A 25692-nucleotide genomic window follows, 5' to 3' on the forward strand; every position below is an offset into this window, starting at 1 on the left:
TGATAAATGAAATTCTTATCAACAGCCGGTATGTTAACTACCACGGGGGAAAGTTAGTCCAGAGAGGTCCTAACCCTTTAAGTAGCTAAGAGGTACCTTATAAGAAGTTCACGAGGAATAGTATACTTCCTTTATATTTTTTTTGCAACATATACAGAAAAATTTTATAAAGTGCGATTTGGATGGCTGGAACAAAAAAATTCACCATAAAATAATACACTGTTCGAATTATCATACAGCATTCAATGTGTGTTGGTTCATGCCCGGAGAAATAAAAAAGCCCATCGGAGCCTGCCGATAAGCGAAAAGTTTTTTACAATATTTATAGACGGTTAACCGACTTTGGCAGCAGATTTAGAACGTGACAATGCATAGGCCACATGGTTTGCCAGATCGACAACACGGCACGAATATCCCCATTCATTGTCATACCAGGCGAGCACTTTGACTTTTTTGGCACCGATGACCATTGTCGAAAGACCGTCAATGATGGCGGAATGCTCATTGGTATTAAAATCGATGGAAACGAGCGGCTCGGCCGAAAAATCCAGAATTCCATTAAGCTTGCCATTTGAAGCAGCTTCAAAGGCGTCATTAATTTCATCAACCGTTACCTCGCGCTTTAAATCGACCACGAGGTCAACCAGGGACACATTGGGTGTCGGCACCCTCAAGGCCATTCCGTGCAGCTTTCCTTTTAATTGAGGAAGGACAAGTGATAATGCTTTTGCGGCACCGGTGGATGTCGGAATGATCGATTGAGCGCAAGACCGGGCCCGGCGCAGGTCTTTGTGTGGATTGTCAATATTGTTTTGGTCATTCGTATATGAATGGATGGTCGTCATTAAACCGTTATCAATTCCAAACTGGCTGTCAAGCACCATTGCCACTGGGGCAAGGCAATTGGTTGTACAAGAAGCATTTGAAATGACATCATGCTCATTGATGTTTAACACTTGTTCATTGACGCCCATGACAATGGTGACGTCCTCATTGTTTCCCGGGGCGGTCAATATTACTTTTTTAGCCCCCGCATCTAAATGGAGGCTTGCTTTTTCACGCGAATTAAATTTTCCTGTAGCTTCTATGACAATATCAATATTCAAATTTCTCCATGGAAGTTCGGCTGGGTTCCGGTTGCTGATCAGCTGGACACGTTTGCCGTTAACTATAATTGCATTGTCAGCCGGAATGACTTCTCCGGTAAATTGTCCGTGATTAGAATCATATTTTATCAGATGCGCCAATGTTTCAGCCGGATAACTGGCATTAATGGCCACAACTTCAAGATTGTTTTCAAGAATGGCTTTTCTGAACACCATTCTGCCTATTCTCCCAAAACCGTTAATCGCTATTCTCGCTTTCATTGCACGGCCCCTTCCGCATAAATGTTATACTTATTAACCCTTTGTTCACAATTAGTATAACATATTAATATTTGGATGCGCCAAATAAAAATACACATTTTTTGGTAAGAATAATAGTTGAAAGGAAAAAAGAGCCCGCAGGCCCTTTTAAATTCCCCATTCAGCTAAAATCTGCTGAAGCTGAGTTTTCGTATTTTCAATTGTTCCGTTGTTATCAATCACGGCGTCTGCCAGTTTTACTTTCTCAGATAGCGGCATTTGCGCGGCAATTCTGGCGGTTGCTTCCTCCTCGGTGAATCCGTTCCGTTTGATCAGCCTTTCGAGTTGAGTGTCTTGATCGACAAAAACAACAATCGTTTTATCCACCATATAGGTCAGCCTGCTTTCGAATAAAAGAGGAATATCCATGATTACGGCTTTTTCCCCTTGCTGTTCCGCATTCTGCTTTTTTATCAGCATTCTTTCCCGTACTGCAGGATGGACAATTGAATTTAACAGCAATCTCTTTTGCTCGTCGTGAAAAATAATGGCCCCCAATTCGCCCCGGTCGATCGTGCCGTCTTCTGCAAGGATGTCTTGCCCAAAATGGTGAACGATTTCTTTGTAGGCTTTTTCTCCTTTTTCAACAGCGTTCCGCGCTTCGATGTCTGCGTCGATGACGGTCAGGCCCATATCTATTAACATATTCGAGACTGTGCTTTTCCCGCTGGCAATTCCTCCAGTCAGACCGATCACTAAAGACATAATGTCATATCCTTTCTGGGTATCCTTAAGAGCCATTTCTATTGGACAAAATTGAGGATTCTCCTGCTCTAAAGTCCTTTAGAAGCGCTATTCGACCAAAGCATGGATTCCCGCTGCCCTAAAGTCCTTTAGAGGCCTTCTATTCGACCAAAGCATGGGTTCACTCTGCCCTAAAGTCCTTTAGAGGCCTTCTATTCGACCAAAGCATGGGTTCACTCTGCCCTAAAGTCCTTTAGAGGCCTTCTATTCGACCAAAGCATGGGTTCCCGCTGCCCTAAAGTCCTTTAGAGGCCTTCTATTCGACCAAAGCATGGGTTCCCGCTGCCCTAAAGTCCTTTAGAGGCCTTCTATTCGACCAAAGTATGGGTTCTCTCTCCCCTAAAGTCCTTTAGAGCCCTTCTACTACCAAAGCATGGAATACCGCTTCCTTAAAGTGCTTTAGAGCCTTTCTATTGCATAAAAACGCAGGAATCCCCGGGCATAAACTCCTTTTGAACGTGCTGTTGGAACAAATCTGGAAATTCCGCCCCTGCTATATGTTTTAAAGCTTCTGGCAGTTAGGGCAGTAGTGCGTGCCCCTTCCTCCAACAACCGTTTTTTCTATCGGGGAGCCGCACGTATTGCACGGTTCCCCTTTACGGCCATAAGCTAAAAGCTGGAGCTGGAACATGCCGATTTGCCCCTGTGAATTAATATAGGACCGGATTGTGCTGCCGCCTTTTTCAACTGCTTCTGTGAGGGTATTGATAATTTCCCTGTGCAGGACGACAATCTCCTCATCTGTTAGTGAATTAGCGATTCGTTCCGGATGGATGCCGGCACGGAACAGTGCTTCATCTACATAAATGTTGCCGAGCCCAACCAATACTCGCTGATCAAGCAGTACAGTCTTCACCTTGCGGTTCGTTTTTGAAAGCTTTGCTGCAAGTTCTTCCACGAAAAATGTTTGCGAAAACGGTTCGGGCCCTAAATCAGTCAGCGGTGCCTGTGCAAATTCCGTGCCCCTTTTATATAGATGAAAAGTTCCAAACTTCCGGACATCTTTATACCGCAATTCCGTCCCATCTGTAAAATGGAATATGGCATGTGTATGCTTATCTACTGGATCCTGTCCTGGAAACAGGCCATACTTCCCTTCCATCCTCAGGTGCGATACCAGCGCATAGTCTTCTGTATAAAAAATCAAGAATTTTCCCCGTCTGCCGATTTCATGAATCGACTGGCCCTTAAGGGCATCATTAAACTGTTCGATTTCTGCGGGATTTTTAATCATTTTGGGCCAGAAGACAGAAACATGGTCGATTTTTTTTTGAATAACCAACGCTTCGAGTGTCCTTCTGACCGTTTCAACTTCTGGAAGTTCAGGCAAGTACATCCACCTCTAATCAATTATTTAGCATCAAACCAGGTCGGGCCGTATGAATAATCCACCACTAATGGCACTTTTAGTTCAACCGCGTGCTCCATGACTTCAGGAACAAGTTTCTCTAGCTTTTGAATTTCATCCTCAGGCGCTTCAAAAATCAGTTCATCGTGAACCTGCAGCAGCAAACGCGCCCGCAAGCCCTCCACTTTCAATCTGTCAGCCATTTCAATCATCGCTTTTTTAATGATATCTGCGGCACTTCCCTGTATAGGTGTGTTCATCGCCGTTCTCTCTGCAAAACTGCGGAGGTTGAAGTTTCGGCTTGTAATTTCGGGAATATATCTTCTTCGCTGCAGCAAGGTGGAGACATAACCTTTTTGTTTCGCATCTTTTACAATATCCTCCATATATTCCTTTACCCCAGGATAGCTTTCCAGGTAGCGGTCAATAAATTGGCCGGCCTCTTTTCTGGTGATTCCCAGGCTTTGAGACAGTCCGTAATCACTGATTCCGTATACAATGCCAAAGTTCACGGCCTTGGCATGGCGCCGCATATTGGAAGTCACTTCATCGGCTCCGACATGGAACACTTCCATTGCGGTTTTCGTATGAATGTCAAGGCCTTCCTGAAACGCTTCGACCAGCTTTTCATCCCCGGCAATATGGGCCAGCACCCTGAGTTCGATTTGGGAATAGTCAGCGGCGAAAATCACCCATCCTTCCTCTGAAGGCACAAATGCCTGCCGGATTTTCCGGCCTTCTTCAAGCCTTATTGGTATATTTTGCAGGTTCGGATCCGTTGAACTCAACCGTCCGGTCTGGGTCAATGCCTGGTTGAACCGGGTATGGACCTTTTCCGTCCTCGGATTTACGACTTTTTGCAGCCCTTCAATATATGTGGACTGCAGCTTTCCAAGCTGCCGGTAGTTCAGGATTTCCTTAATGATCGGGTGTTTTGCCTCCAATTTTTCCAGAACGTCGGCGGATGTTGAATATCCTGTTTTCGTCTTTTTCGCAGCAGGGAGGCCCAGCTTTTCAAAAAGAATGACACCAAGCTGCTTTGGAGAATTGATATTGAAACTTTCCCCGGAATAGTCATAGATTCGCGTTTCGATCTGCATCAACTGCTCGGAAATCTCTTCCTCCATTTTTTTCAGCCTGGCAAGGTCCAGTTTTACACCCTGGAATTCCATGTCCGCGAGCACAAGGCTCAGAGGCATTTCGAGCTCAGTAAACAATTCGTATTGATGGTTGCTTTTTAATTCAGCCTCAAGTTTTTCCCTTAAGGCATCCAGGGCAGCCGCCTTCCGGACAAGATGCTCCGCAAGCTTATGTTCTTCCGGCACACTTCGTTTTGCGCCTTTCCCATAAAATGAGGCATCTGATTGCAGGTTTGTAAATCCATGCTGCTTTGCGACTGCAGCGGCGTCCTCTGATGATTCGGATGGATTGATGATATATGAAGCTAGCAGCAGATCGAAATCCGCCCCTCTTAAATGGATTCCCCGGTGGCGAAGGGCAACTTCAGAAGCTTTTGCATCGTACACAGTCTTCTTCTTCGTTTCATCTTCCGCCCATTTTTTAAACGCTTTGGATTGATAGGCCTTTTCCGGGGAAATGAAAAAGTTCCCTTTTTCATTAACTAGTCCAAAGCCGATGATGTCAGCGTAATGGTAATTATCATCCAATATTTCAACGTAAAAAGCATTTTCGTCCGCAAACAGGCCGTCCGTGATTTCATCAGGAATTTCAAAGCTGATTTCCTCAAACTCCGCTTCCTGTATGCCTTCTTCTTCGCCAGCCCCCAGCTTGTCCAGCAAGGAATTAAAGTTGAGCTCTTTAAAAATTTTCAGGACATTCTCTCTTTCATATCCTTTATACTCAATCTCCGGCAGACTTATCTCAACAGGAGCTTCCCTTGTTATCGTGGCAAGCTCTTTGCTCATCAACGCCTGTTCTTTAAACTCCTGAAGCTTCTCCTGAAGCTTTTTGCCGCTCACCTGATCAATGGAATCGAGCAGGTTTTCCAAAGTATTAAATTCTTTTAACAGCTTGACAGCCGTTTTTTCCCCTACACCAGGGACACCGGGAATATTATCGGAGGCGTCTCCCATCAAACCTTTCATGTCAATAATCCGGCCAGGGGTCAGCCCGTATTTCTCTTTAATGTGATCAGGAGTGTACTCCTCAATTTCAGAAATCCCTTTTCTTGTAATATTGACAGTCGTTTTATCTGAGCTTAATTGCGTTAAATCCTTATCTCCGGAAATCACCCTCGTTTCAAAGCCTTCCTGCTCGGCAAGCAGCGAAAGAGTGCCGATGATGTCATCAGCCTCATAGTTTTCCAGCTCATACTGCGGGATTCCGTATGCGTTAAGGAGCTCACGGATAAAAGGAAACTGCTCGGAAAGCTCGGGCGGAGTTTTTTGCCTGCCTCCTTTATACTCACTAAATGTTTTATGCCTGAAGGTCGTTTTGCCGGCGTCAAATGCAACAAGCATATGGGTTGGCTTTTCTTCCTCCATGATCCTCATCAACATCATCGTAAATCCGTAAACCGCGTTCGTATGCACACCTTTATCATTATTTAACAGCGGAAGCGCAAAAAACGCCCTGTATGCGATACTGTTTCCGTCAATTAACACCAATTTTTTCTTCAAAACTGATCCTCCCCTGCGATCACACGGCAACCCGCGTGCTGAATAGTACTTTAAAAGCTATATATATATAAAAAGACCGCTATTTTTCTTCTCTATTTTATCATGAGTCAAAAGAGAAAGAAAAATAACGGGCTGTATGGTGTTTTATTGAATTGGTGGTGTCAGGAATACTGTTATCCTCACCTCGTGCACGCGCTATTCGGTGTACCCCATCAACAAGCGGGCGTACGGGGAATCCGATGGCAGCACGATCACCGTTTTCCCGTTGATTGTCTTCTTGTACGATTCAAGTGTCCGGAACATTGAGTAGAATTCCTGATCCTTTGAAAAAGATTCGTTATAGATTTTCGCAGCTTCCCCTTCCCCTTCGCCTCGGATGGCTTGGGCATCAGCCTGGGCTTTGGCCAGAATTTCCTGTACTTCCTGGTCTGTTTTTGCAATAATCACATTTTTATCTGCATCGCCCATTGACATATATTCCTGTGCTTTGGATTCACGTTCAGAAATCATCCTTGTATAAACGGACTTTTCATTTTCTGCCGGCAGGTCAGTCCGCTTCATTCTGACATCTGTTACAACAATTCCATACTCATCATTAGCGAGAAGTTCGTTCACTTTTTCCGTAACCCGGTCGTTTAACGACCCCCTTGAAGATTTTTCATCGTTGATAATGTCTTCATAATTAAGCTGCCCCAGCTCCGCCCTGACTACAGAGTAGATAAATTCTTCCATCCGGGACTCAGCGTTGCCAAGATTTCTGGCATTTGCGATCATTTTTTTCGGATCTTCAATTTTCCAGATCGTATAGTTGTCAATCAAAATCCGCTTTTTGTCCTTTGTATTGATTTCTGCCTGTGATACGTCATATGTCATTTGGTATTTTGGGAGAGTCGTCACGCTTTGGACAAATGGAATTTTATATGTGAGGCCAGGCTCCTTAACGATCCTGACAACCTCGCCAAACTGGCGGATGACTTTATACTCACCTTCCTTCACGATAAAGACATTCGTGAAAAACAGGACCAGTCCGGCAATCAAAATAATGAGGAAAAGGCCGATGTTTATATACTTCCGCAAATTTAAAGGGCTGCCACCACGTTCTTTTAAATTGATTATATTTTGATCAGCCATTGTTTTCACTGCCTTCTTTTTCCGACTTCGGTTTTTCCGTTTCCAGAGGGCGGATCGGGAAATATTTCATCGTATTCCCGTCATCATTCATGATATATATTTCTGATCCGGGCAGCACTTGTTCGAGTGTCTCAATCACAATCCTCTGTCGTGTAATTTCAGGATTTTTCCTGTATTCTTCATACAGTTTATTGAATACGGCCACATCGCCCCTGGCGTGTTCAATCCTGGCCGCTTTTTCCCCCTGTGCCCTTGAGATGAGGGCCTGCTTTTCTCCCTCGGCTTCATTCATCTGTTTATTGCGGTACTTGTTCGCTTCATTTATTTTCGTATTCATCGTTTCCCTCGCATCCGTAACATCGGTGAACGCTTTCCGGACCTGCTTGTTTGGCAGTTCCACATCCTGGAGCTTTACCGCAAGCACGGAAACACCCATATCATATTTTCCAACAAGGGATGACAGCAAATCCCTGACATCAGCTTCGATTTCAGCTTTTCCAGAAGTAAGGGCATCATCAATTTTTGAACTTCCGATGATGCTCCGGACTGAAGCTGAGGTCGCGTCATATAATATTTCCTTTGGATCGTCTGCGTTATAAAGATATTTCGCAGGGTCGGTTATTTTCCACTGGACGACAAGGTCCGCAAGCACAATGTTTTCATCACCTGTGATCATTTTTGTTTCGTCCGGAAATTCCTTGATCTCCCCATCCTTCTCTTCATAGCCGAACTGGAGACTGAATGTTTCCTTGGAGAGTTTTTCTACACTCTGTATCGGCCAGGGAAGTTTGAAATGAAGGCCTGCATCACTTATTCCTTCCTCCACCTTACCGAATGTCAGGATCACGGCTTGTTCGGATTCATCAACTGTGTACCAGGTCGTAAAAGCAAGCAAACTTACAAATAACGCCAGAAACACAATGCCTATCACGACATAAACCCTTTTCAAACTAATCATCGTTTCCCCTTCTTTCCCTTTATCTATCTTTGTCTAATATTACGGCCTTTCTTGTTAAAGGTTTCAGCAAATGGCAAAATAAAAAGCGGCAAACGTCCATTAAAATAACTGTTGCACACGAAAAAGGACACAGGCGGGGTCTGCCTGTGCCCTTTTCGTTGCTCCTTGGATGAAGGGGTTTTCACAAATCATTCTATCAAGAAATTGTAAAGTCGAAATAAACAGGATGTAAAAGTACTGTAAACTTCCAGGAATCTCTAGAATTATCTTGAATGAATCCGTTTTTGGTGGATACCCTATCCGACAGAACCTCCATTCACCTGAACAAACATCATGTTTATTTCGGGAATACTTTAAAAAGCTTGATGCTGAATACTGTGCCATTTCCAATGTCGCTTTTAACCTCTATGCTGCCTTTATGTGCTTCAACAATATGTTTTACTATTGCAAGGCCCAATCCTGTACCGCCTGAATTTCTGCTCCTTGCTTTATCAATACGGTAAAAGCGCTCAAAAATCCGCGGGATTTCTTCCTTATCAATCCCTATGCCTGTATCTTTTACCTTAATTGTCACCGAGCTTGAGTTCTCTTTTACAGTGACTGACACCTTGCCGCCATTTGGGGTGTAGTTTAAAGCATTGGTCACCAGGTTGATGAATACCTGCTTCAGTCTGTCAACATCACCCTCAATCATGACATTGCTGCCATTGTCCTTGAATTCAAGCGCAATGTTCTTCTGCTCTGCCCTGCCATTTAATATCGTGACAACTTCGGATATTGCCTCTGTCACATCGAATGGCTGGACCTCGAGTTTAAAGCCCTGCTGCTCAATTTTGGACAGGTCGAGCAAATCCTGGATCAGCGACTGCAGCCTGTCGCTTTCTTTTAAAATAATCGACAGAAACGCCTCAAGAGTATTCTTATCATTCATCGCACCATCCAGCAGGGTCTCGGAAAAACCCTTAATTGAAGTAATGGGTGTTTTTAGTTCATGCGATACATTTGCAACAAAATCCTTCCTCATCTGTTCAAGCTTCTTCAGCTCGGTAATGTCATGAAAAACGAGCAAAATCCCTTTCCATACATTATTGGTGCCTATTATGGGAACCCCGTAAACTTCAAAATGGCGCCGCTCAATATCGATAGGAAGTAAAACCTGTTTCCTGACCTTTTGCTCAGTCATGAAAATTTCTTCAATCATATTGGTAATTTCCCGATGTTCAATGACATCGTAATACAGCTTGTACAAATATTCACCGGGATCAACATGGAAAATATCCTTGTACGCCCTGTTGATCAGGTTGATATAACCTTTGCTGTCAATTAATATTAAACCGCTTCCCATATGTTCAATCAGGGTGCCCAGCCGATCCTGCTGAATCTCCTGCGCTTTCATAAGCTCCTGCAGATTCCTCGCCAATATATTAATTGAAGCACTGAGCATACCTGTTTCGTCAATATGGTCTTCATATGTCCTCGCACGATAGTTTCCTTTTGCGAGTTCAATAGCAACATTTGTGGCAGCTTCAATCGGCTTTGTGTACCTGGCCGTAATCCGGGTCACCAGCAATATGATAACGATCAAAGCAAGGCCGAGGCTGATGGAGAGCAGCCACCAGATCTGGCGGTAAGCTTTTTTAAGTTCATTGATTTTGATTGTCAGGAATGTGTATCCATCTTTTTCACCATCAGAATTTAGCGGGTGCCAGTAATAATGGAGATCATATTTGCCCCCGACTTTAAGTTCATTTTCTTTCTCCGGCCGTTCCGAGACAATATCCCGGATAATGTCCTGGTGCTCTCTCATATTTATATTGGATATTTCCCCTGAATCATAACGGATGTTCCCATCCAGGTCCACAAGGGTCACACGGGCATTAAGCAAATCGCTCATTTTGGAGATTTCATCCTCGTTCAGCCTGGCAAGGCCGCCGTTTTCCTCTACATATGTTGTGACGATGCTGGCTTCCTTTTTGAGGCGTTCATTGAAGGTGTTGACATAATAATTTTTGAAAAGTTGTCCCAAGAGCAGCCCTAGGCCGACCAAAACGCCAATGATCAGCGTAATCAGCGCCACAACCAGCCTTGTCCGATATTTTGTCATTCTGCTTTTGGTTCCTCCAGCTTGTATCCAAGTCCCCTGATTGTTTTGATATATGATGGCTTTTTCGTATTATGTTCGATTTTCTCTCTTAAATGGCTGATATGTACATCAACAATCCTTGTATCCCCGGCAAAGTCATAGTTCCATACTGCGCTTAACAGCTGGTCCCTTGTCAGGACACGGCCTTTATGTTTTGCGAGATATAAAAGCAATTCGAACTCTTTTGGTGTAAGTTCCAGCAATTCTTCGGCAAAATAGGCTTCATAATGCTCCGGCAGGATTTTCAGCTCTCCAATCTTGAGCTGGGATGCATCGTCCTGCATATTCTCCTGCCCTTCTTTATTGTGCTGTGCCCTGCGAAGAATGGCTTTTACCCTGGCCACAACTTCCCGCGGGCTGAAAGGCTTAGTCATATAATCATCCGCACCAAGCTCAAGGCCAAGAACTTTATCAAACTCGTCATCTTTGGCAGTCAGCATTAAGATGGGTGTCATTATTTTCTGCTGGCGAAGCTGCTTGCAAACTTCAATGCCATCAAGCTTTGGAAGCATCAAATCTAAAATGATCAGATCAGCATTCTCTGCCAAGGCAAGATTTTTGCCCTCCTCACCATCCATTGCTGTGACAACCCGGTAGCCTGCCTGTTCAAGATTATACTGCAGCAACGTCAGGATTGATTGTTCATCATCGACAACCAGCACTTTTTTTTCCATAAAAGCCTCCAATAATTTTTATTAACCCCGGCTTCATCCAATTGCTTAACTATTATTATAATATAAAACAATCGCGGATAATCAATAGTTAGGCTTTTCCTGTGAAGAGATCACTGATTCACACAAAAAAAGAGATACATGCTTGTATCTCAGGATTAAAAGTTATCCAGTGCGTTGCCGTCCATTTTCTGCTGCAAGTGGGGCGGGCAGACGAGAATTTTGCCCTTTAATACAGGCTCTTCTTCTTCATTATTACCGGTTACAAGGATTTCTACAGAATGGCTGCTTTTGTTGACCTCTGTAACCTCAAGTAAAAACTGGACTGTGCTGTAATGATAAACAGGCTTTATAAATTCAAGGTCCTGCTTTAAAATATGGCTTCCTGGCCCGGGAAGGTATTTTGAAACTGCAGAAGTCACGATGCCTCCAAGCATGATCGCCGGAACAATCGGTTTTCCATAAGGAGTTTGCGACGCGTAATCATGCTGTATGTATAGCGGGTTTGCATCGTTGGTCAGGCCCAGATATAAAAGCAAGTCTTTATCTTCTATCTTTTCAGTCAGTGAAAGTTTCTCGCCAATAGAGATTTCGTCAATATTCCTTCCAAGCTTGCGTTTTCTCCCAAGCAGCATACGCGGGCACCTCCAATGAATTTGCGGTGATACATAATTATTTTATTAAAGATTTAAATTGTAAAAAAATCGGGGAAAGGCCCCGATTTTTTTGTGATAATGGTCTAAACCCATGTACCATTTTATGTTATACCAGCACAGACATTACGCTGCGGACAGATTCCACAGATTTATCAAGTGCTTCTTTTTCATCGGCTGTCAACTCAAGCTCGATGACTTTCTCTATTCCATTCGCACCGAGGATTGTCGGGACGCCGAGATAAATTCCTTCATAGCCATACTCACCTTCCAAATAAGCAATTGAAGGAAGAACGCGGCGCTGGTCTTTCAGGATTGCCTCAACCATTTCCACAAGTGATGCGGCTGGGGCATAATAGGCGCTGCCATTTCCAAGAAGGTTGACGATCTCCCCGCCGCCTTTGCGTGTGCGCTCAACGATGGCTTCCAGCCGGTCTTTTGGAATTAACGTTTCAAGCGGAATTCCACCTGCATAAGAGTAGCGTACTAGCGGAACCATGTCATCCCCGTGGCCGCCAAGAACAAAACCTGTAACGTCTTTAACAGACAGGTTCAGTTCCTGTGCAATGAATGTCCGGAAGCGGGCAGTATCAAGAACGCCGGACTGTCCGATAACACGGTTTTTGGGGAATCCTGATTCCTTGAAAATCGTATACGTCATGGCATCTACTGGATTCGTCAGGACAAGGATAAAGCAATCAGGAGAGTGCTTGACAATTTCCTGGGCAACGCTCTTCATGATCTTCTGGTTTGTCTGGACAAGGTCGTCCCGGCTCATGCCCGGCTTCCGTGCGATCCCTGCAGTGATGACAACGATATCGGAGTCTTTCGTGTCCTCATAATTTGAAGTTCCTGTTATATTTGCGTCAAACCCCTGGACAGGGCTTGCTTCAAGCATATCCAAAGCTTTCCCTTTTGTTGAATTTTCCAGTTGTGGGATGTCCACAAGGACAACATCTCCCAACTCCTTTTGAGCGAGCAAAAATGCGGTAGTGGCTCCAGTGAAACCTCCACCGATAACTGAAATCTTTTTACGCTTCAATGACATGCCGGTTCCTCCTCAATTCAGAATCGAATGATAATCATTACGCTACAGTCATAGCAAAATGATAAATGTTCCGATTATAAGGTTTAAGTAAGGGCTATTCCAGCATTAAGAATAGCCCAGCTTCATTATTCCATATTTTTGATCAATTCAGTTCCGAACTCAGAGGCTTTAACCTCTGTTGCACCTTCCATAAGGCGGGCAAAATCATAGGTAACCACTTTTGAAGCAATTGTTTTCTCCATTGATTTTATGATTAAGCTGGCAGCTTCAATCCAACCCAGGTGCTCAAGCAGCAACACGCCTGAAAGGATGACAGAGGATGGATTTACTTTGTCCAGCCCGGCGTATTTAGGGGCAGTTCCATGCGTAGCCTCAAAAATCGCATGGCCAGTTTCATAGTTGATGTTTGCACCAGGTGCGATTCCAATACCGCCCACCTGTGCAGCCAGTGCGTCGGAAATGTAATCACCGTTTAAATTCATTGTTGCAACGACATCAAACTCTTTTGGACGAGTCAGGATCTGCTGGAGGAAAATATCAGCGATGGCATCCTTCACGATAATTTTACCTGCAGCCTCAGCGTCCGCCTGTGCTTTGTTGGCTGCTTCTGTACCTTCCTCTTCTTTGATCCGGTCATACTGGGCCCATGTAAATACTTTGTCTCCGAACTCTTTTTCAGCAAGTTCGTAGCCCCAGTTTTTGAAGGCACCTTCAGTAAATTTCATGATATTGCCTTTATGTACAAGCGTAAGTGACTTGCGGCCTTCTTTGATCGCGTAGTTGAGAGCCGCCCGCACCAAACGGGTTGTACCTTCTTCGGAAACAGGTTTAATTCCGATGCCTGATGTTTCAGGGAATCGGATTTTCTTGACACCCATTTCTTTTTGAAGGAAATCAATCACCTTTTTCACTTCATCGGAACCGCTGGCATATTCGATTCCGGCATAAATATCTTCAGTATTTTCACGGAAAATCACCATATCAGTATCCTGGGGGCGTTTCACCGGAGATGGAACCCCTTCAAACCATCGCACGGGACGCAGGCACACGAACAGGTCGAGTTCCTGGCGAAGCGCAACGTTCAACGAGCGGATGCCGCCGCCGACCGGTGTGGTTAAAGGTCCTTTGATGGCAATTAAATATTCATTGATCAGTTCCAATGTTTCTGCAGGAAGCCATTCTCCCGTCTGGTTGAAAGCCTTCTCTCCTGCAAGCACTTCCTTCCAGACAATTTTGCGTTCACCCTTGTACGCTTTTTCGACTGCTGCATCAAGCACCCTGACAGAGGCTGCCCAAATATCGGGCCCTGTGCCGTCTCCTTCGATAAACGGGACAATCGGGTTGTTTGGTACGTTCAATACTCCATTTTGAACCGTGATTTTTTCACCTTGCATAATTATTTCTCCCTCCAATGTAGTAATGCTCGCCTGTCCACCCTTAAGCCGGAAGCGGTTTTTCTGCCCTGGATATCCCGGCATCAGAATCGAAGGTTAGCAGATTGGTTGAGCCTGCTAACCTTCTTTTTACATAAAGTAAAAACTGCGGTTTGGCTGAAGTGGCGGACCTGCTTGTTGTACACTCCTATTACAGCAATTTTTCTCTTAAAAGTAAAATGCTGTGTCTATCTCTATATAAAAATTAATTTCTCTCTGCGAATATCTCATACCTGCCTGAGCGAATCTGCCAATTAGGTGGAAGATGCTGCTGGCTGTAAATTCATGAAACCGGCTTCCTATCATCCTCTTAAATCAATTGGAACATATTCCTGTCTTCCAGGCCCTGTATACTCAGCGCGAGGACGGATTAAACGGTTGTTTTCAAATTGCTCAAGAATATGGGCCAGCCATCCGGAAACACGGCTGACGGCAAATATTGGCGTAAACAGGTCATGGTCTATTCCGAGGCTGTGGTAAACAGATGCCGAATAGAAATCCACGTTAGGCGGAAGGTTTTTCTCGCCCGTAACAATGTTTTCAATTTGGGTGGACATTTGATACCAGTGCGGTTCACCTGTCAATTCCGTCAGTTTTTTGGACATTTCACGCAAATGCTTGGCACGTGGGTCGCCCTGGCGGTATACCCGATGTCCGAATCCCATGATTTTTTCTTTATTTTGCAATTTCTGCCTGACATAAGGTGCGACATTTTCCAATGTGCCGATTTCTTTCAGCATCTTCATCACTGCTTCATTTGCCCCACCGTGAAGCGGCCCTTTTAAGGCCCCGATTGCTGCAGTCACACCGGAATAAACATCTGAAAGGGTCGCAACACAAACTCGCGCAGTGAAGGTCGATGCATTCAGCTCATGGTCAGCGTGAAGAACGAGGGCCTTATTAATGGCCTCAACTGCGATTTCATCAGGCTCATTCCCCGTAAGCATATACAGGAAGTTAGCGGCAAAACTGAGGTCTTCCCGTGGAGCGATTGGGTCGAGCCCTTTTCGCACACGGGAAAAAGCTGTTACAATTGCCGGCATTTTTGCCTGCAGCCGGACAGCCTTCCGGTAGTTGGCCGCTTCATCCATTAAATCGGATTCTTCATCATACAGACCCAGCAAAGAAACTGCTGAACGAAGGGCAGCCATTGGATGTACCTTTTCAATCGGATACATTTTAAAATGGTCGAGAACTTCTTTTGGCAAAGCCGCATTTTGGGCCAATTGCTGTTTTAGTTCATCCAGTTCAGGCCTGGCCGGAAGCCTGCGGTGCCATAAAAGATAAATTACTTCCTCAAAGCTTGCATTGTCAGCTAAATCATCAATGTCATATCCCACATACGTTAGTGTGTCATCAATAATTGAGCTGATGGAGGAGGCTGTTGCCACTACCCCTTCGAGTCCGCGTGTGACTGTCATATGAATCTCTCCTTTGCGTAGTAAGTTTCCCCAATACCCTTTTGTCTGTATAAGTAAACAACTATTATATCGATCAGAAAAATAGACATTTCTGACTTTTATAGGCCTAAATGGCCAAAAGCCGGTGATACACCGGACGACAGACCTTTGTTATTTGCACAGCCTCCAATGACCGGCACTTCCTGAGCGCTTGCTCGGACGGCAGACAAAAAGAAAATGCTTACATTTTGCTACAAGGGAAAGCAATCCTGCCAATTTACCTTTCTAAAGGGAAGAAGCAAGAATTACAAGTCCTATTATAAACAATTATCAGACTTTTGTGAATGAAAAGCACTTAAAATCCAAAAAATTATTATCTTACAAAAAAACTATTTTATTAGTTCATACAATTTCATTGCTGCAAAAGCAATACCGGCTCCAATCAGCGGCCCGACAGCCACGCCTTTAAAGAGGGACACAGCCAGAATGGTACCGATGACAAGGGCAGTCGTTATGTGCGGATCCTGTGACAGCAGTGTGACTCCGCCCTTTGCAAGAAGTGCGACAAGCATCCCTGATACGAGCGCAATCCATGCATAGGGAGATTTGAATGCAGCGGATAAATCCTTCAAGCCAATTTGTCCGCTCGCAATCGGGGCCAAGACAGCAATCGTAATGATCGTTACGCCCCAGTTTATCCCTTTCGCCTGCAAAATGGAAAAAATCTTCGAATCCGCACCGGCAATCCTCATAATCAGAAGGACAATGACCGCAATGATCAATGATTGGTTTTTTGCAACGAAAGCAATCGCCAGCAAGAGAAACAGGAACAAGAATGGTTGAGCCAATTTATTAACCCCCAAAGCTAAAACTATTGTAACATAATTTAAAATATTCCCATTAAATTTAACCGTTTTTAATTAAATTTTGAATTTAATATGGCGTAATTATTTTTATAGGTTGCATTTATTTATATGGAAAGGAATCTTTTTCCAGGCGAAAATCGTATGAAGAGCAGCTTCACCAATTTCCAGACAGCTGTTAAAATAGAATAAACAATGCGTGAGATTAATCTTTTATTATTGGTTTAAGGAGGTACTTTTTTGAATCCAGCATACATATACCGCACCGTGAGATTTTTCTTTGTCATAGGTGTGGTGGTGGCAGCAGCGCTTGCCTTTTATCATTTATCACGGGTTACATATCCATTTCTGATCGGGCTTGCCATTGCATTTTTAATCAATCCGCTGGTCAATTTCTTTGAGCGTAAAACGAGGATGCCGCGCTCTCTCGCTGTTTTGGTCTGCCTGATCCTTATTTTTGCCATTTTTGCAGGATTGATTACCCTTTTAATTGCAGAGATCGTTTCTGGCGCTGAATATCTTGCCAGGGTGGTTCCACTCCATTTGGATACATTGATAGACTATATTGAGGAGCTGTTTGCCGCGCAAATCATCCCGCTATACAACCAGCTCACAGGTTTATTCCAAAACCTCGATGATGGCCAGCAGGACACAATCATGAACAATATTCAAAACGTCGGGGCAACTATTGGTTCCACAGTTGGAGATTTCATCCAAAACTTTTTCGGGAATATCCCCAATATCCTTTCATGGTTTCCAAACGCCGCTACCGTGCTGATTTTTTCATTACTCGGCACATTTTTTATAAGCAAGGACTGGTACAGGCTATCGGCCATTGGCTCCCGGATTTTGCCGAACCGGGCCAAATCAAGCAGCAAAACCGTTTTTGCCGACCTTAAGAAAGCTTTGTTCGGTTTTATCAGGGCACAGCTTACGCTTATATCGATTACAACAGTTATTATTCTGATCGGGTTGCTCATTTTAAGGGTCGACTACGCGATTACAATTGCGATAGTAAGTGGGATTGTCGATGTCATCCCTTACCTTGGCACCGGTGCAGTTTTTGTCCCCTGGATTATATATGAAGCGATCGCCGGTGAAATGAGCCTGGCGATCGGCCTGGGTATATTATATGTAGTAGTGCTCGTCCAGCGCCAGATCATGGAGCCGAAAATCCTGTCCTCCAGCATCGGCCTCGATCCGCTCGCCACACTGATTGCCCTGTTTGTCGGCTTTAAACTGATCGGTTTTCTTGGCTTGATTGTCGGACCCGTAACGCTTGTTATTATTACGACCCTGCAGCGTGCAAATGTGTTCCGTGACCTCTGGAACTTTATTAAGGGGAAAGACGAAGAAATAACGTAATCAGTAACTATAAGTGATCTAATTGAAAACGCCAACTGTAAATAGTTGGCGTTTTTTTAATGTAATATGGTGATATTGCCTTTATTGATCCATTTTCTGAATGCCTTTAGCATCATCATCTTAAAAAATTTCCTCGTTGGCGGGACCAGCAGCAACAGTCCAAGAAGGTCAGTGACAAAACCAGGTGTTAACAGAAGCGTGCCCCCGACAAGGATACAAATCCCATCAAGGACAGTCTCCCCTGGCATTCTTCCTTGCCTTAGCTGCTCCTGGGCCTTCCGGATTGTTTCGAGTCCCTGCCGTTTGGCCAGATATGCCCCAAGAAACCCAGTACCGATGATCATCAAGATTGTCGGCCATACCCCTATTGTCCTGCCCGATAAAAGCAAGAGTCCGATTTCAGCCGCCGGGACAATGATTAAAAATAGAAGAAAATACCTCATAAACACCTCCTCGAATTATGCCGGCAAGCATGTCTAATTATTATATGCCCCTTCCGTGGCAAACATCAACAAACTATCCGACAGTTAAAGCAAAAAAAGATGGAGGTAGCCCCATCCTTTTTGCTTATAGTACACTTGCGTGGCCGTTATAGATAACGCCCCGCGCTGCGTCAACCGTGATTTCCTGTCCGTCCCGGAAAAGGGTCATTGCGTTCTCGACGCCTACGATTACTGGAATGCCGATACTCAAACCGACAACAGCCGCATGGCTTGTCAAACCGCCTTCCTCCGTGATCAAAGCGCTGCACTTTTCAATTGCAGGCACCATGTCGCGGTCGGATCCGACAGTTACAAGAATGCTGCCTTCAGTGACCTTGCCCAGAGCTTCTCTCGCATCCTTGGCAAGGACTACTTTACCGTATGCAGTTTTGCGCCCAATCCCCTGCGCTTTTACGAGGATATCGCCGATGACATGGATTTTCATCAGGTTGGTCGTGCCCGCTTCCGCTACCGGAACGCCGGCTGTGATTACTATTAAATCACCATGGGACACGATTCCGCTGTTCACACTTTCCTCCACAGCGCTGTCAAGCATTTCATCAGTTGTTCTTGCCTGCTGTCCAAGCTGGGCATACACACCCCAGACAAGCGCCAGGCGGCGGCGCGTATTGTCGTTAGATGTAACTGCCACAATTGGTGCTTTTGGACGGTATTTGGAGATCGCCCTCGCAGTATGCCCGCTTTCAGTCGGCGTGATTATAGCATTGACATCCAGATTCAAAGCAGTATGGGCAACAGATTGGCCAATCGCATCGGTCACATTGTGTTCAGTATCCTTGCTCCGTGTAGATAATAACTCCCTATGGTTCAATGCCTGCTCTGCACGGGAGGCAATGTTGTGCATCGTTTGGACTGCTTCGACCGGATACGCACCAGCCGCTGTTTCGCCGGAAAGCATGATTGCATCGGTGCCGTCGAATATCGCGTTTGCCACGTCGCTCGCTTCCGCACGGGTCGGGCGTGGATTGCGCTGCATGGAATCAAGCATTTGGGTAGCTGTGATGACTGGTTTTCCAAGAGCGTTGCACTTTTTAATCAGATCCTTTTGCACTAATGGAACTTCTTCTGCCGGAATTTCCACACCCAAATCCCCGCGCGCTACCATCAAACCGTCGGACACTTCAAGGATTTCGTTAATGTTGTCAACACCTTCCTGGTTTTCAATCTTAGGAATGATATTGATGTAACTGGCGCCATTTTCTTCAAGCAGCTGGCGAATTTCAAGAACATCTGCGGCCCTTCTTACAAAGGAAGCAGCGATAAAATCGATGCCCTGCTCGATTCCGAATAAAATGTCCTGGGCATCTTTTTCAGTAATTCCCGGCAGCTTCACCGACACGCCCGGCACATTCACACCTTTTTTGTTTTTAAGGGTTCCGCTGTTTAGGACTCTTGTTTTAATTTCGTTGTTTGCTTTATCGATTCCTGTCACTTCAAGGCCAATCAAGCCGTCATCAAGGAGGATTCTTGCTCCGGTGTGAACATCCTCAATCAACCGTTCATATGTTACTGAGAATTTTTCAGCTGTTCCAGTCACTTCCTTCATGGAAATTGTGACATCCTGGCCAGATTGGAGCTCGATGGCCCCGTTCTCCATGTTGTTGGTGCGGATTTCAGGACCTTTCGTGTCAAGCAGTATAGCAACGTTCTTGCCGGTTTGCATGGCTGCCTCACGGATATTCTTAATGCGCTGGCCATGTTCTTCATGATCACCGTGGGAAAAATTCAGGCGGGCAACGTTCATTCCTGCTTCCATTAGCTGAACTAGTTTTTCAACACTCTCACTTGCCGGTCCTATCGTACAGACAATTTTTGTTTTACGCATAATCAAGCAACCTCCTGGTTTACTGAAAACGGGATTATATTGAAAGCTCTTTGGATAATTTATATAAGTTCATATCAAGCGTGTGCGGTTTTGCAAGTGCTTCAATGATATCATAATCGACAAGTCTGTTCTTCTCGATTCCGACTGCCCTGCCGCCTCTTCCTTCAATAAGAAGTTCTACTGCGCGTGCCCCAAGACGGCTTGCGAGCACCCTGTCGAACGCAGTTGGCGAACCGCCACGCTGCACATGGCCAAGAGTGGTTACACGTGTATCAAAATCGGTCATTTCCTGAAGCTGTTTCGCAAACTCCACCCCGCTCATGACGCCTTCAGCGACAATAATGATACTGTGCCTTTTGCCTCTTTCATGGCCTTTTTTTAGCCTTGCTGCGATTTCGTTCATATCATAGTTTTCCTCAGGAATCAGGATCGTTTCGGCCCCGCCGGAAAGCCCGGCCCACAACGCAATGTCTCCTGCGTTACGGCCCATAACCTCGATGACAAAAGTTCTTTCATGGGAAGATGCTGTATCACGGATCTTATCGACAGCGTCTATGACTGTGTTTAAAGCTGTATCAAAGCCGATCGTAAACTCGGTGCCGGGGATGTCATTATCAATTGTCCCCGGGACGCCAACACATGGAAAGCCCTGTTCGGTCAATGCCTTTGCACCTCTGTACGACCCGTCCCCACCGATCACCACAAGTCCGTCAATGCCATGCTTTTTTAACTGCTCAATGCCTTTTTGCTGGCCTTCCTTTGTTTTAAATTCCTCGGAACGGGCAGAGAAAAGGAAGGTTCCGCCGCGGTGGATAATATCCCCTACAGAACCAAGCTCAAGCTTGGAAATATTGCCGCTCATCAATCCTGCATAACCGCCATATATGCCGTAAACCTCAACATCATGGTAAATACCCTTGCGGACTACTGCGCGTACGGCAGCATTCATTCCAGGAGAATCCCCGCCGCTGGTCAAAACTCCGATTCTTTTCACTCAAACCACCTCTTTATTCATCGAAACTATGTACAATTTCCAGGTGCGCCATAGACTTCAGAGAATCCTTGGATTGCTTCTCTTATTATGGACAAAATACCTGCTAATATTTCTAAAATAACATGAAGATATAGGTATCACAACTTAATCCACAATATTATCATAAAGACGGAATTATCGGTTAAATGAAAGCGTTTTATATTTAAAAACCAGTCATGAAACGGATAATTGGCAGTTTTAGTGGGGTTCGACAAATTGGAAAAAGGATACTAAATAGACTCGCCATTTGCTTCCTGTCCAAAAGGAAAAAGCGTGCTTTCACAGCACGCCTTCACTTTACCCCAATGTATTGATCGACAAACGAGTACTCCCCGATCACCCTGTATTTTTCATATCTGTGGCTGATGAGTTCTTCCTCAGTGAGCTTTTTTAGCTGTGTAAGAGAAGCAATCAATACTTTTTCCATTTCGGCAGATTGCTCAACGACATTTTTGTGTGCGCCGCCTTTGATTTCCGGAATGATTTCATCAATTACGCCGAGCGCTTTAAGGTCGGGTGCTGTAATTTTCATTGTTTCGGCTGCTTTTTTGGCAAGCGAAGCATCCTTCCAAAGCAGTGCAGCCGCACCTTCTGGCGATATAACCGAGTATGTGGAGTTTTCGAGCATATGAATGTGGTTTCCTACCCCAAGAGCGAGCGCGCCCCCGCTGCCGCCTTCACCAATCACGATGCACACAACCGGCACTTTAAGTCCTGCCATTTCGAAAAGGTTGCGGGCAATTGCCTCACTTTGCCCTCTTTCCTCTGCTGCTTTGCCAGGATATGCACCTTTTGTGTCAATAAAACAGATTACCGGGCGGCCGAATTTTTCTGCCTGCTTCATCAGCCTTAGTGCTTTCCTGTATCCTTCCGGATGGGGCATGCCAAAATTGCGGCGGATATTTTCCTTAGTATCCTTGCCGCGCTGGTGGCCGATGACTGTGACCGGAAGCCCATGGAACTTGGCAATCCCGCCTACAATGGCTTCATCATCACCAAACAGCCGGTCACCATGGCATTCAAAAAAATCAGTAAAAAGATTTGATATATATTGAAGCGTCGTTGGACGGCTCGGATGACGGGCTATTTGCACCCTGTCCCAAGGTTTCATATTTTCATAAACGTCCTTTTCCAGCTTTTCAAGCCGTACCTCAAGTTTTTCTATTTCAGACGACAGATCCACATCTGCATTTAATGTAAATTGCTTCAGCTCGGCAATTTTGTTCCGCAATTCAATTACCGGCTTTTCAAATTCTAACTCCCCTACCAATCGAAATTCCCTCCTGGCTGATGGATTTCAAGAATGTCCGCTAGTTTTTCCCGCAAGTCAAGCCTTGAGACGACTGCATCAAGCTGGCCATGCTTAAGTAAAAATTCCGCTGTCTGAAAATCCTCGGGAAGTTCTTCACGGATTGTTTGCTCAATGATCCTTCTTCCGGCAAACCCGATCAGTGCTCCTGGTTCGGCAAGATTATAATCACCCAGCGAGGCAAAGCTTGCAGAAACCCCTCCGGTTGTCGGATGGGTCATGACAGAAATGATCAAGCCGCGGTTGTCACTGAATTTTTTCAGGGCTGCGCTGGTTTTGGCCATCTGCATCAAGCTTAAAACACCTTCTTGCATTCTCGCACCGCCTGACGCCGTGAAGATAATAAATGGGACAGATAATTCATCGGCTTTTTCAATGGCACGGGCAATTTTTTCACCAACAGCAGACCCCATGCTTCCCATACGGAAGGTTGCATCCATGACGGCAACAACGGTTTCCATTTTATTGATGCTTCCTGTCCCGGCTACGACCGCTTCATTGATTCCGGTTTTCTTTCGGTCTTTTTCAAGTTTTTCTATATAATCAGGGAATTGCAATGGATTTTCTGAAATCATATTTTTATCGAGCTCCTGGAAGCTTCCCGTATCTAGTATGCTTTGCAGGCGCTCCCTAGCATTCATTTGAAAATGGTATCCGCAATGGGTACAAACCTTCAAATTCTTGTTTAATTCTTTTGTATACATGATTTTCTTGCAATTCGGGCATTTAGTCATGATTCCTTCAGGTACATCCTGTTTGGCTGCCTCCGAAGGAATCGTAGCGTACTTTTTCTTTTTTGGCTTGGAAAAAAGCTCTTTTATCATGTGAAGCCTCCTCAAAATGTTGCTGTTTAACAATTGAATGCATGACTTCCGTCCTCGCATTCCCCGGTGGCCAGACCACTTGAGCCTGAAAACGGGATCTGTCCCTTCCACCGGGCGCATCAAGCCTGTCCTTTACTATAGAACAGACGGAATACAAATGCTGTTAAACAGTGTCGTCAACTTAGCGACAATTTACGCAAGCGCCGATACATCGAAAGGATCTGATCCTCATTGCCCAATACCAACGAATCCGCCAGTTTGAGGTAGTCATCCCTAGCAGCGGATTGTTCGTTTATTTGGAGCGAGTTATAATAGTCCTTTAAAATTTCCCAAATCCGGTAAAACAAGTGATTGTCCGCAAGAGCTGCAATTCTGGTAAAGAATTCTTCATCAGAAAATGCTGTCGTTTCTGCCCAGCTTTTGAGCTGTCCAAGACCGCTTTTTGCGGCAGCGAGCCGGAGACAATCCATTTCAATCATATATTTAGTCTCAATGACATCCTTCTTTGCTTTTTCATCCTGCAAAATAAACGTGCTCAACAGCTTTACGAGGTGATTGCCGCGAAAATCGCGGATAAACGTTCCTTCCCCCCGCCTTGTTTCAATCAATCCCAGCAATTCCAGGGCACGGAGAGCCTCCCGTACGGATGAGCGCCCGGCACTCAGGCGCTCGGATAGTTCCCGTTCAGAAGGGATTTTGTCTCCGCTTTTAAGGTTGTCCTTCTCAATCATATCCCTGAGCTGTTTCACAATTTCAATATACACTTTTGTGTTATTCTCAGTTTCGTTCACTGATGCCGATCACTCACTTTTTTCAATGATTGCAAGCTTTCGTGTCCGCTGCTTCACTTCTTCCGGATCAATCCTTAACCTGGCTACCCCTGTTTCCATCGCAGCCCTGGCCACGGCTGCGGCCACCTCGGGTGCAACCCTTGGGTCGAATGGGCCCGGAATGACATAATCACTTGACAGTTCATGTTCATTGATCAGGCTGGCAATTGCCTCAACTGCGGCTACCTTCATCTTTTCATTGATATGGGTTGCCCTTGCATCCAGTGCCCCCCGGAATATCCCGGGAAACGCGAGCACGTTGTTAACCTGATTGGGAAAATCAGATCGGCCTGTCCCAATCACTTTCGCCCCTGCAGCCTTTGCCTCGTCGGGCATGATTTCCGGAACAGGGTTTGCCATTGCAAAAATAATTGCATCCTGGTTCATTGATTGAATCATATCCTGGGTTAATGCGCCTGCGACTGAAACACCGATAAATACATCTGCTCCTTTGATCGCTTCGGCAAGATCACCCTTCACATTTTCGCGGTTCGTGAATTTGGCGACCTGTTCTTTGATGGTATTCATCCCTTGGGGCCTGCCTTCGTAAATCGCACCCTTCGTATCGCACATAATGATGTCGCGTACGCCATAGGTGTACAGCAGCTTTATGATTGCAATCCCGGCAGCACCTGCACCATTTGCTACAACCTTTATCTCATTCATTGTTTTGCCGACAATTTTAAGGGCATTGACAAGCCCCGCGACCGTAACAATGGCTGTCCCATGCTGGTCGTCATGGAAAACCGGAATATTCGTTTCCTTCTTGAGGCGCTCCTCGATAACAAAGCAATTGGGCGCGGCAATGTCTTCAAGATTGACACCGCCGAATGTAGGTTCCAGCAATTTTACAGTGTCCACAATTTTATCAATGTCTGTAGTATTCAGACAAATCGGAAAAGCATCGACCCCTGCAAAGCTTTTAAAAAGCACGGCCTTGCCTTCCATGACTGGCAGGGCAGCTTCCGGGCCGATATTTCCCAGGCCGAGCACAGCTGTCCCATCGGATACAACAGCAACCATGTTCCCTTTCATGGTATATTCATATACTGTTTCCGGCTTGTCATATATAGCCTTGCACGGCTCTGCCACACCTGGTGAATAAGCCAGGCTTAAATCCCTGGCATTCCTTACCGGCACCTTTGATTTTGATTCCAATTTCCCTTTATTAACCCGATGCATATGCAAAGCTTCTTCCCGTAAAGTCAAGGCCATGTCACTCCTTCATTAATAAGAAAAAAATATTGAAACCGATGTCCAGCTCCGACGGACAGGATGTCCTAGTGTCGACGTTGCCACAGGACGTGGCGTATTTAGTCGACCAGCACCTAGCCAGTTTTTTATCCTGAAAAATCTTCTTGGAGTATCTTGCGAGAAGCGTTAGCTTTGAGCAGCTCGAGTCATAAGCCACCTCACTACGGAAATCACGATTATCCTCCGTGATGCGTCTTATGCCTGTCGGGGCTGAACATTAAGGAAAGCTTCTGAGAATAATCCTCGCAGGAACGAGCACGCTTTTTGCTTGTTCCGAATGCGCTTCCGCTTTTCTAAGTGGTCAGACCAGTT

General features: G+C 45.2%; 21 protein-coding genes. 1 reads left to right on the plus strand and 20 read right to left on the minus strand.

The features are described 5' to 3' along the window. Positions 1-332 precede the first annotated feature (332 nt). The 13 genes from CVD19_RS05740 to CVD19_RS05800 form a co-directional block, all read right to left on the minus strand. The gene (locus CVD19_RS05740; RefSeq protein WP_101580910.1) at positions 333-1367 is read right to left on the minus strand and encodes a glyceraldehyde-3-phosphate dehydrogenase; all 1035 of its coding nucleotides are present in this window, start codon (positions 1365-1367) and stop codon (positions 333-335) included. 147 nt (positions 1368-1514) lie between these two features. After that, positions 1515-2111, minus strand: coding sequence for a dephospho-CoA kinase (coaE, locus tag CVD19_RS05745; protein ID WP_101581070.1), 597 nt, complete (start codon positions 2109-2111; stop codon positions 1515-1517). 541 nt (positions 2112-2652) lie between these two features. Then, positions 2653-3480: a DNA-formamidopyrimidine glycosylase gene (gene mutM / locus CVD19_RS05750; protein ID WP_101580911.1), complete on the minus strand. Its 828-nt coding sequence runs from the start codon at positions 3478-3480 to the stop codon at positions 2653-2655. A gap of 20 nt (positions 3481-3500) precedes the next feature. Then, positions 3501-6137 carry a DNA polymerase I gene (polA, locus tag CVD19_RS05755; protein WP_101580912.1) on the minus strand — a complete coding sequence of 879 codons (2637 nt, stop codon included), beginning with the start codon at positions 6135-6137 and terminating at the stop codon, positions 3501-3503. A 195-nt stretch (positions 6138-6332) separates the two neighbouring features. Beyond that, complete coding sequence (gene hflC, locus CVD19_RS05760; RefSeq protein ID WP_101580913.1) at positions 6333-7268, minus strand: protease modulator HflC; 936 nt, start codon at positions 7266-7268, stop codon at positions 6333-6335. Further along, positions 7261-8226: an FtsH protease activity modulator HflK gene (gene hflK, locus CVD19_RS05765; RefSeq protein WP_101580914.1), complete on the minus strand. Its 966-nt coding sequence runs from the start codon at positions 8224-8226 to the stop codon at positions 7261-7263. Before hflK ends, hflC begins: the two co-directional genes overlap by 8 nt. A 337-nt stretch (positions 8227-8563) precedes the next feature. Beyond that, on the minus strand, positions 8564-10330 hold the full coding sequence (pnpS, locus tag CVD19_RS05770) for a two-component system histidine kinase PnpS (protein ID WP_101580915.1): 1767 nt from the start codon (positions 10328-10330) through the stop codon (positions 8564-8566). Continuing rightward, positions 10327-11043, minus strand: coding sequence for a response regulator transcription factor (locus CVD19_RS05775; RefSeq protein WP_101580916.1), 717 nt, complete (start codon positions 11041-11043; stop codon positions 10327-10329). Before CVD19_RS05775 ends, pnpS begins: the two co-directional genes overlap by 4 nt. Before the next feature lie 155 nt (positions 11044-11198). After that, positions 11199-11675 carry a MaoC/PaaZ C-terminal domain-containing protein gene (locus CVD19_RS05780; RefSeq protein WP_101580917.1) on the minus strand — a complete coding sequence of 159 codons (477 nt, stop codon included), beginning with the start codon at positions 11673-11675 and terminating at the stop codon, positions 11199-11201. 127 nt (positions 11676-11802) lie between these two features. Further along, positions 11803-12741, minus strand: a complete 939-nt coding sequence (gene mdh / locus CVD19_RS05785; protein WP_101580918.1) for a malate dehydrogenase — start codon at positions 12739-12741, stop codon at positions 11803-11805. Between the two features lie 125 nt (positions 12742-12866). Further along, complete coding sequence (gene icd / locus CVD19_RS05790; protein WP_180953545.1) at positions 12867-14138, minus strand: NADP-dependent isocitrate dehydrogenase; 1272 nt, start codon at positions 14136-14138, stop codon at positions 12867-12869. A gap of 338 nt (positions 14139-14476) precedes the next feature. Continuing rightward, on the minus strand, positions 14477-15595 hold the full coding sequence (gene citZ / locus CVD19_RS05795) for a citrate synthase (RefSeq protein WP_101580919.1): 1119 nt from the start codon (positions 15593-15595) through the stop codon (positions 14477-14479). Positions 15596-15963: 368 nt separating this feature from the next. After that, on the minus strand, positions 15964-16422 hold the full coding sequence (locus CVD19_RS05800) for a DUF441 domain-containing protein (RefSeq protein WP_101580920.1): 459 nt from the start codon (positions 16420-16422) through the stop codon (positions 15964-15966). 255 nt (positions 16423-16677) lie between these two features. On the opposite strand from CVD19_RS05800, the gene ytvI reads away from it, so the two are divergent. Next, on the plus strand, positions 16678-17802 hold the full coding sequence (ytvI, locus tag CVD19_RS05805) for a sporulation integral membrane protein YtvI (RefSeq protein ID WP_101580921.1): 1125 nt from the start codon (positions 16678-16680) through the stop codon (positions 17800-17802). Between the two features lie 56 nt (positions 17803-17858). Here the strand turns inward: ytvI and CVD19_RS05810 are convergent, their stop codons facing one another. The 7 genes from CVD19_RS05810 to CVD19_RS05840 all read right to left on the minus strand — a co-directional run bounded on the left by CVD19_RS05810 (position 17859) and on the right by CVD19_RS05840 (position 25335). Further along, on the minus strand, positions 17859-18245 hold the full coding sequence (locus tag CVD19_RS05810) for an FxsA family protein (protein ID WP_101580922.1): 387 nt from the start codon (positions 18243-18245) through the stop codon (positions 17859-17861). Between the two features lie 124 nt (positions 18246-18369). Beyond that, positions 18370-20130 (minus strand): pyruvate kinase, encoded by a 1761-nt coding sequence (pyk, locus tag CVD19_RS05815; RefSeq protein WP_101580923.1) that lies wholly within the window; start codon positions 20128-20130, stop codon positions 18370-18372. Between the two features lie 34 nt (positions 20131-20164). Next, positions 20165-21124, minus strand: coding sequence for a 6-phosphofructokinase (gene pfkA, locus CVD19_RS05820; protein ID WP_101580924.1), 960 nt, complete (start codon positions 21122-21124; stop codon positions 20165-20167). Between the two features lie 331 nt (positions 21125-21455). After that, positions 21456-22433, minus strand: a complete 978-nt coding sequence (accA, locus tag CVD19_RS05825) for an acetyl-CoA carboxylase carboxyl transferase subunit alpha (RefSeq protein WP_101580925.1) — start codon at positions 22431-22433, stop codon at positions 21456-21458. Continuing rightward, the gene (gene accD, locus CVD19_RS05830) at positions 22427-23296 is read right to left on the minus strand and encodes an acetyl-CoA carboxylase, carboxyltransferase subunit beta (RefSeq protein ID WP_101580926.1); all 870 of its coding nucleotides are present in this window, start codon (positions 23294-23296) and stop codon (positions 22427-22429) included. The genes accA and accD overlap by 7 nt, the downstream gene beginning before the upstream one ends. 176 nt (positions 23297-23472) lie before the next feature. Beyond that, positions 23473-24087, minus strand: coding sequence for a FadR/GntR family transcriptional regulator (locus tag CVD19_RS05835; protein ID WP_101580927.1), 615 nt, complete (start codon positions 24085-24087; stop codon positions 23473-23475). Positions 24088-24096: 9 nt separating this feature from the next. After that, positions 24097-25335 carry an NAD(P)-dependent malic enzyme gene (locus CVD19_RS05840; protein ID WP_101580928.1) on the minus strand — a complete coding sequence of 413 codons (1239 nt, stop codon included), beginning with the start codon at positions 25333-25335 and terminating at the stop codon, positions 24097-24099. Positions 25336-25692 lie beyond the last annotated feature (357 nt).

The sequence above is a fragment of the Bacillus sp. T33-2 genome, assembly GCF_002860205.1.
Taxonomy (GTDB): domain Bacteria; phylum Bacillota; class Bacilli; order Bacillales; family Cytobacillaceae; genus T33-2.

Coding starts and splice junctions, on each gene's coding strand:
- CVD19_RS05775 (WP_101580916.1), bottom strand. CDS start 11,043: ATGGAAAAAAAAGTGCTGGTTGTCGATGATGAACAATCAATCCTGACG.
- CVD19_RS05740 (WP_101580910.1), bottom strand. CDS start 1,367: ATGAAAGCGAGAATAGCGATTAACGGTTTTGGGAGAATAGGCAGAATG.
- hflK (WP_101580914.1), bottom strand. CDS start 8,226: ATGATTAGTTTGAAAAGGGTTTATGTCGTGATAGGCATTGTGTTTCTG.
- pnpS (WP_101580915.1), bottom strand. CDS start 10,330: ATGACAAAATATCGGACAAGGCTGGTTGTGGCGCTGATTACGCTGATC.
- pyk (WP_101580923.1), bottom strand. CDS start 20,130: ATGCGTAAAACAAAAATTGTCTGTACGATAGGACCGGCAAGTGAGAGT.
- hflC (WP_101580913.1), bottom strand. CDS start 7,268: ATGGCTGATCAAAATATAATCAATTTAAAAGAACGTGGTGGCAGCCCT.
- accD (WP_101580926.1), bottom strand. CDS start 23,296: ATGATAAAAGAGCTTTTTTCCAAGCCAAAAAAGAAAAAGTACGCTACG.
- CVD19_RS05810 (WP_101580922.1), bottom strand. CDS start 18,245: ATGAGGTATTTTCTTCTATTTTTAATCATTGTCCCGGCGGCTGAAATC.
- CVD19_RS05780 (WP_101580917.1), bottom strand. CDS start 11,675: ATGCTGCTTGGGAGAAAACGCAAGCTTGGAAGGAATATTGACGAAATC.
- citZ (WP_101580919.1), bottom strand. CDS start 15,595: ATGACAGTCACACGCGGACTCGAAGGGGTAGTGGCAACAGCCTCCTCC.
- mdh (WP_101580918.1), bottom strand. CDS start 12,741: ATGTCATTGAAGCGTAAAAAGATTTCAGTTATCGGTGGAGGTTTCACT.
- coaE (WP_101581070.1), bottom strand. CDS start 2,111: ATGTCTTTAGTGATCGGTCTGACTGGAGGAATTGCCAGCGGGAAAAGC.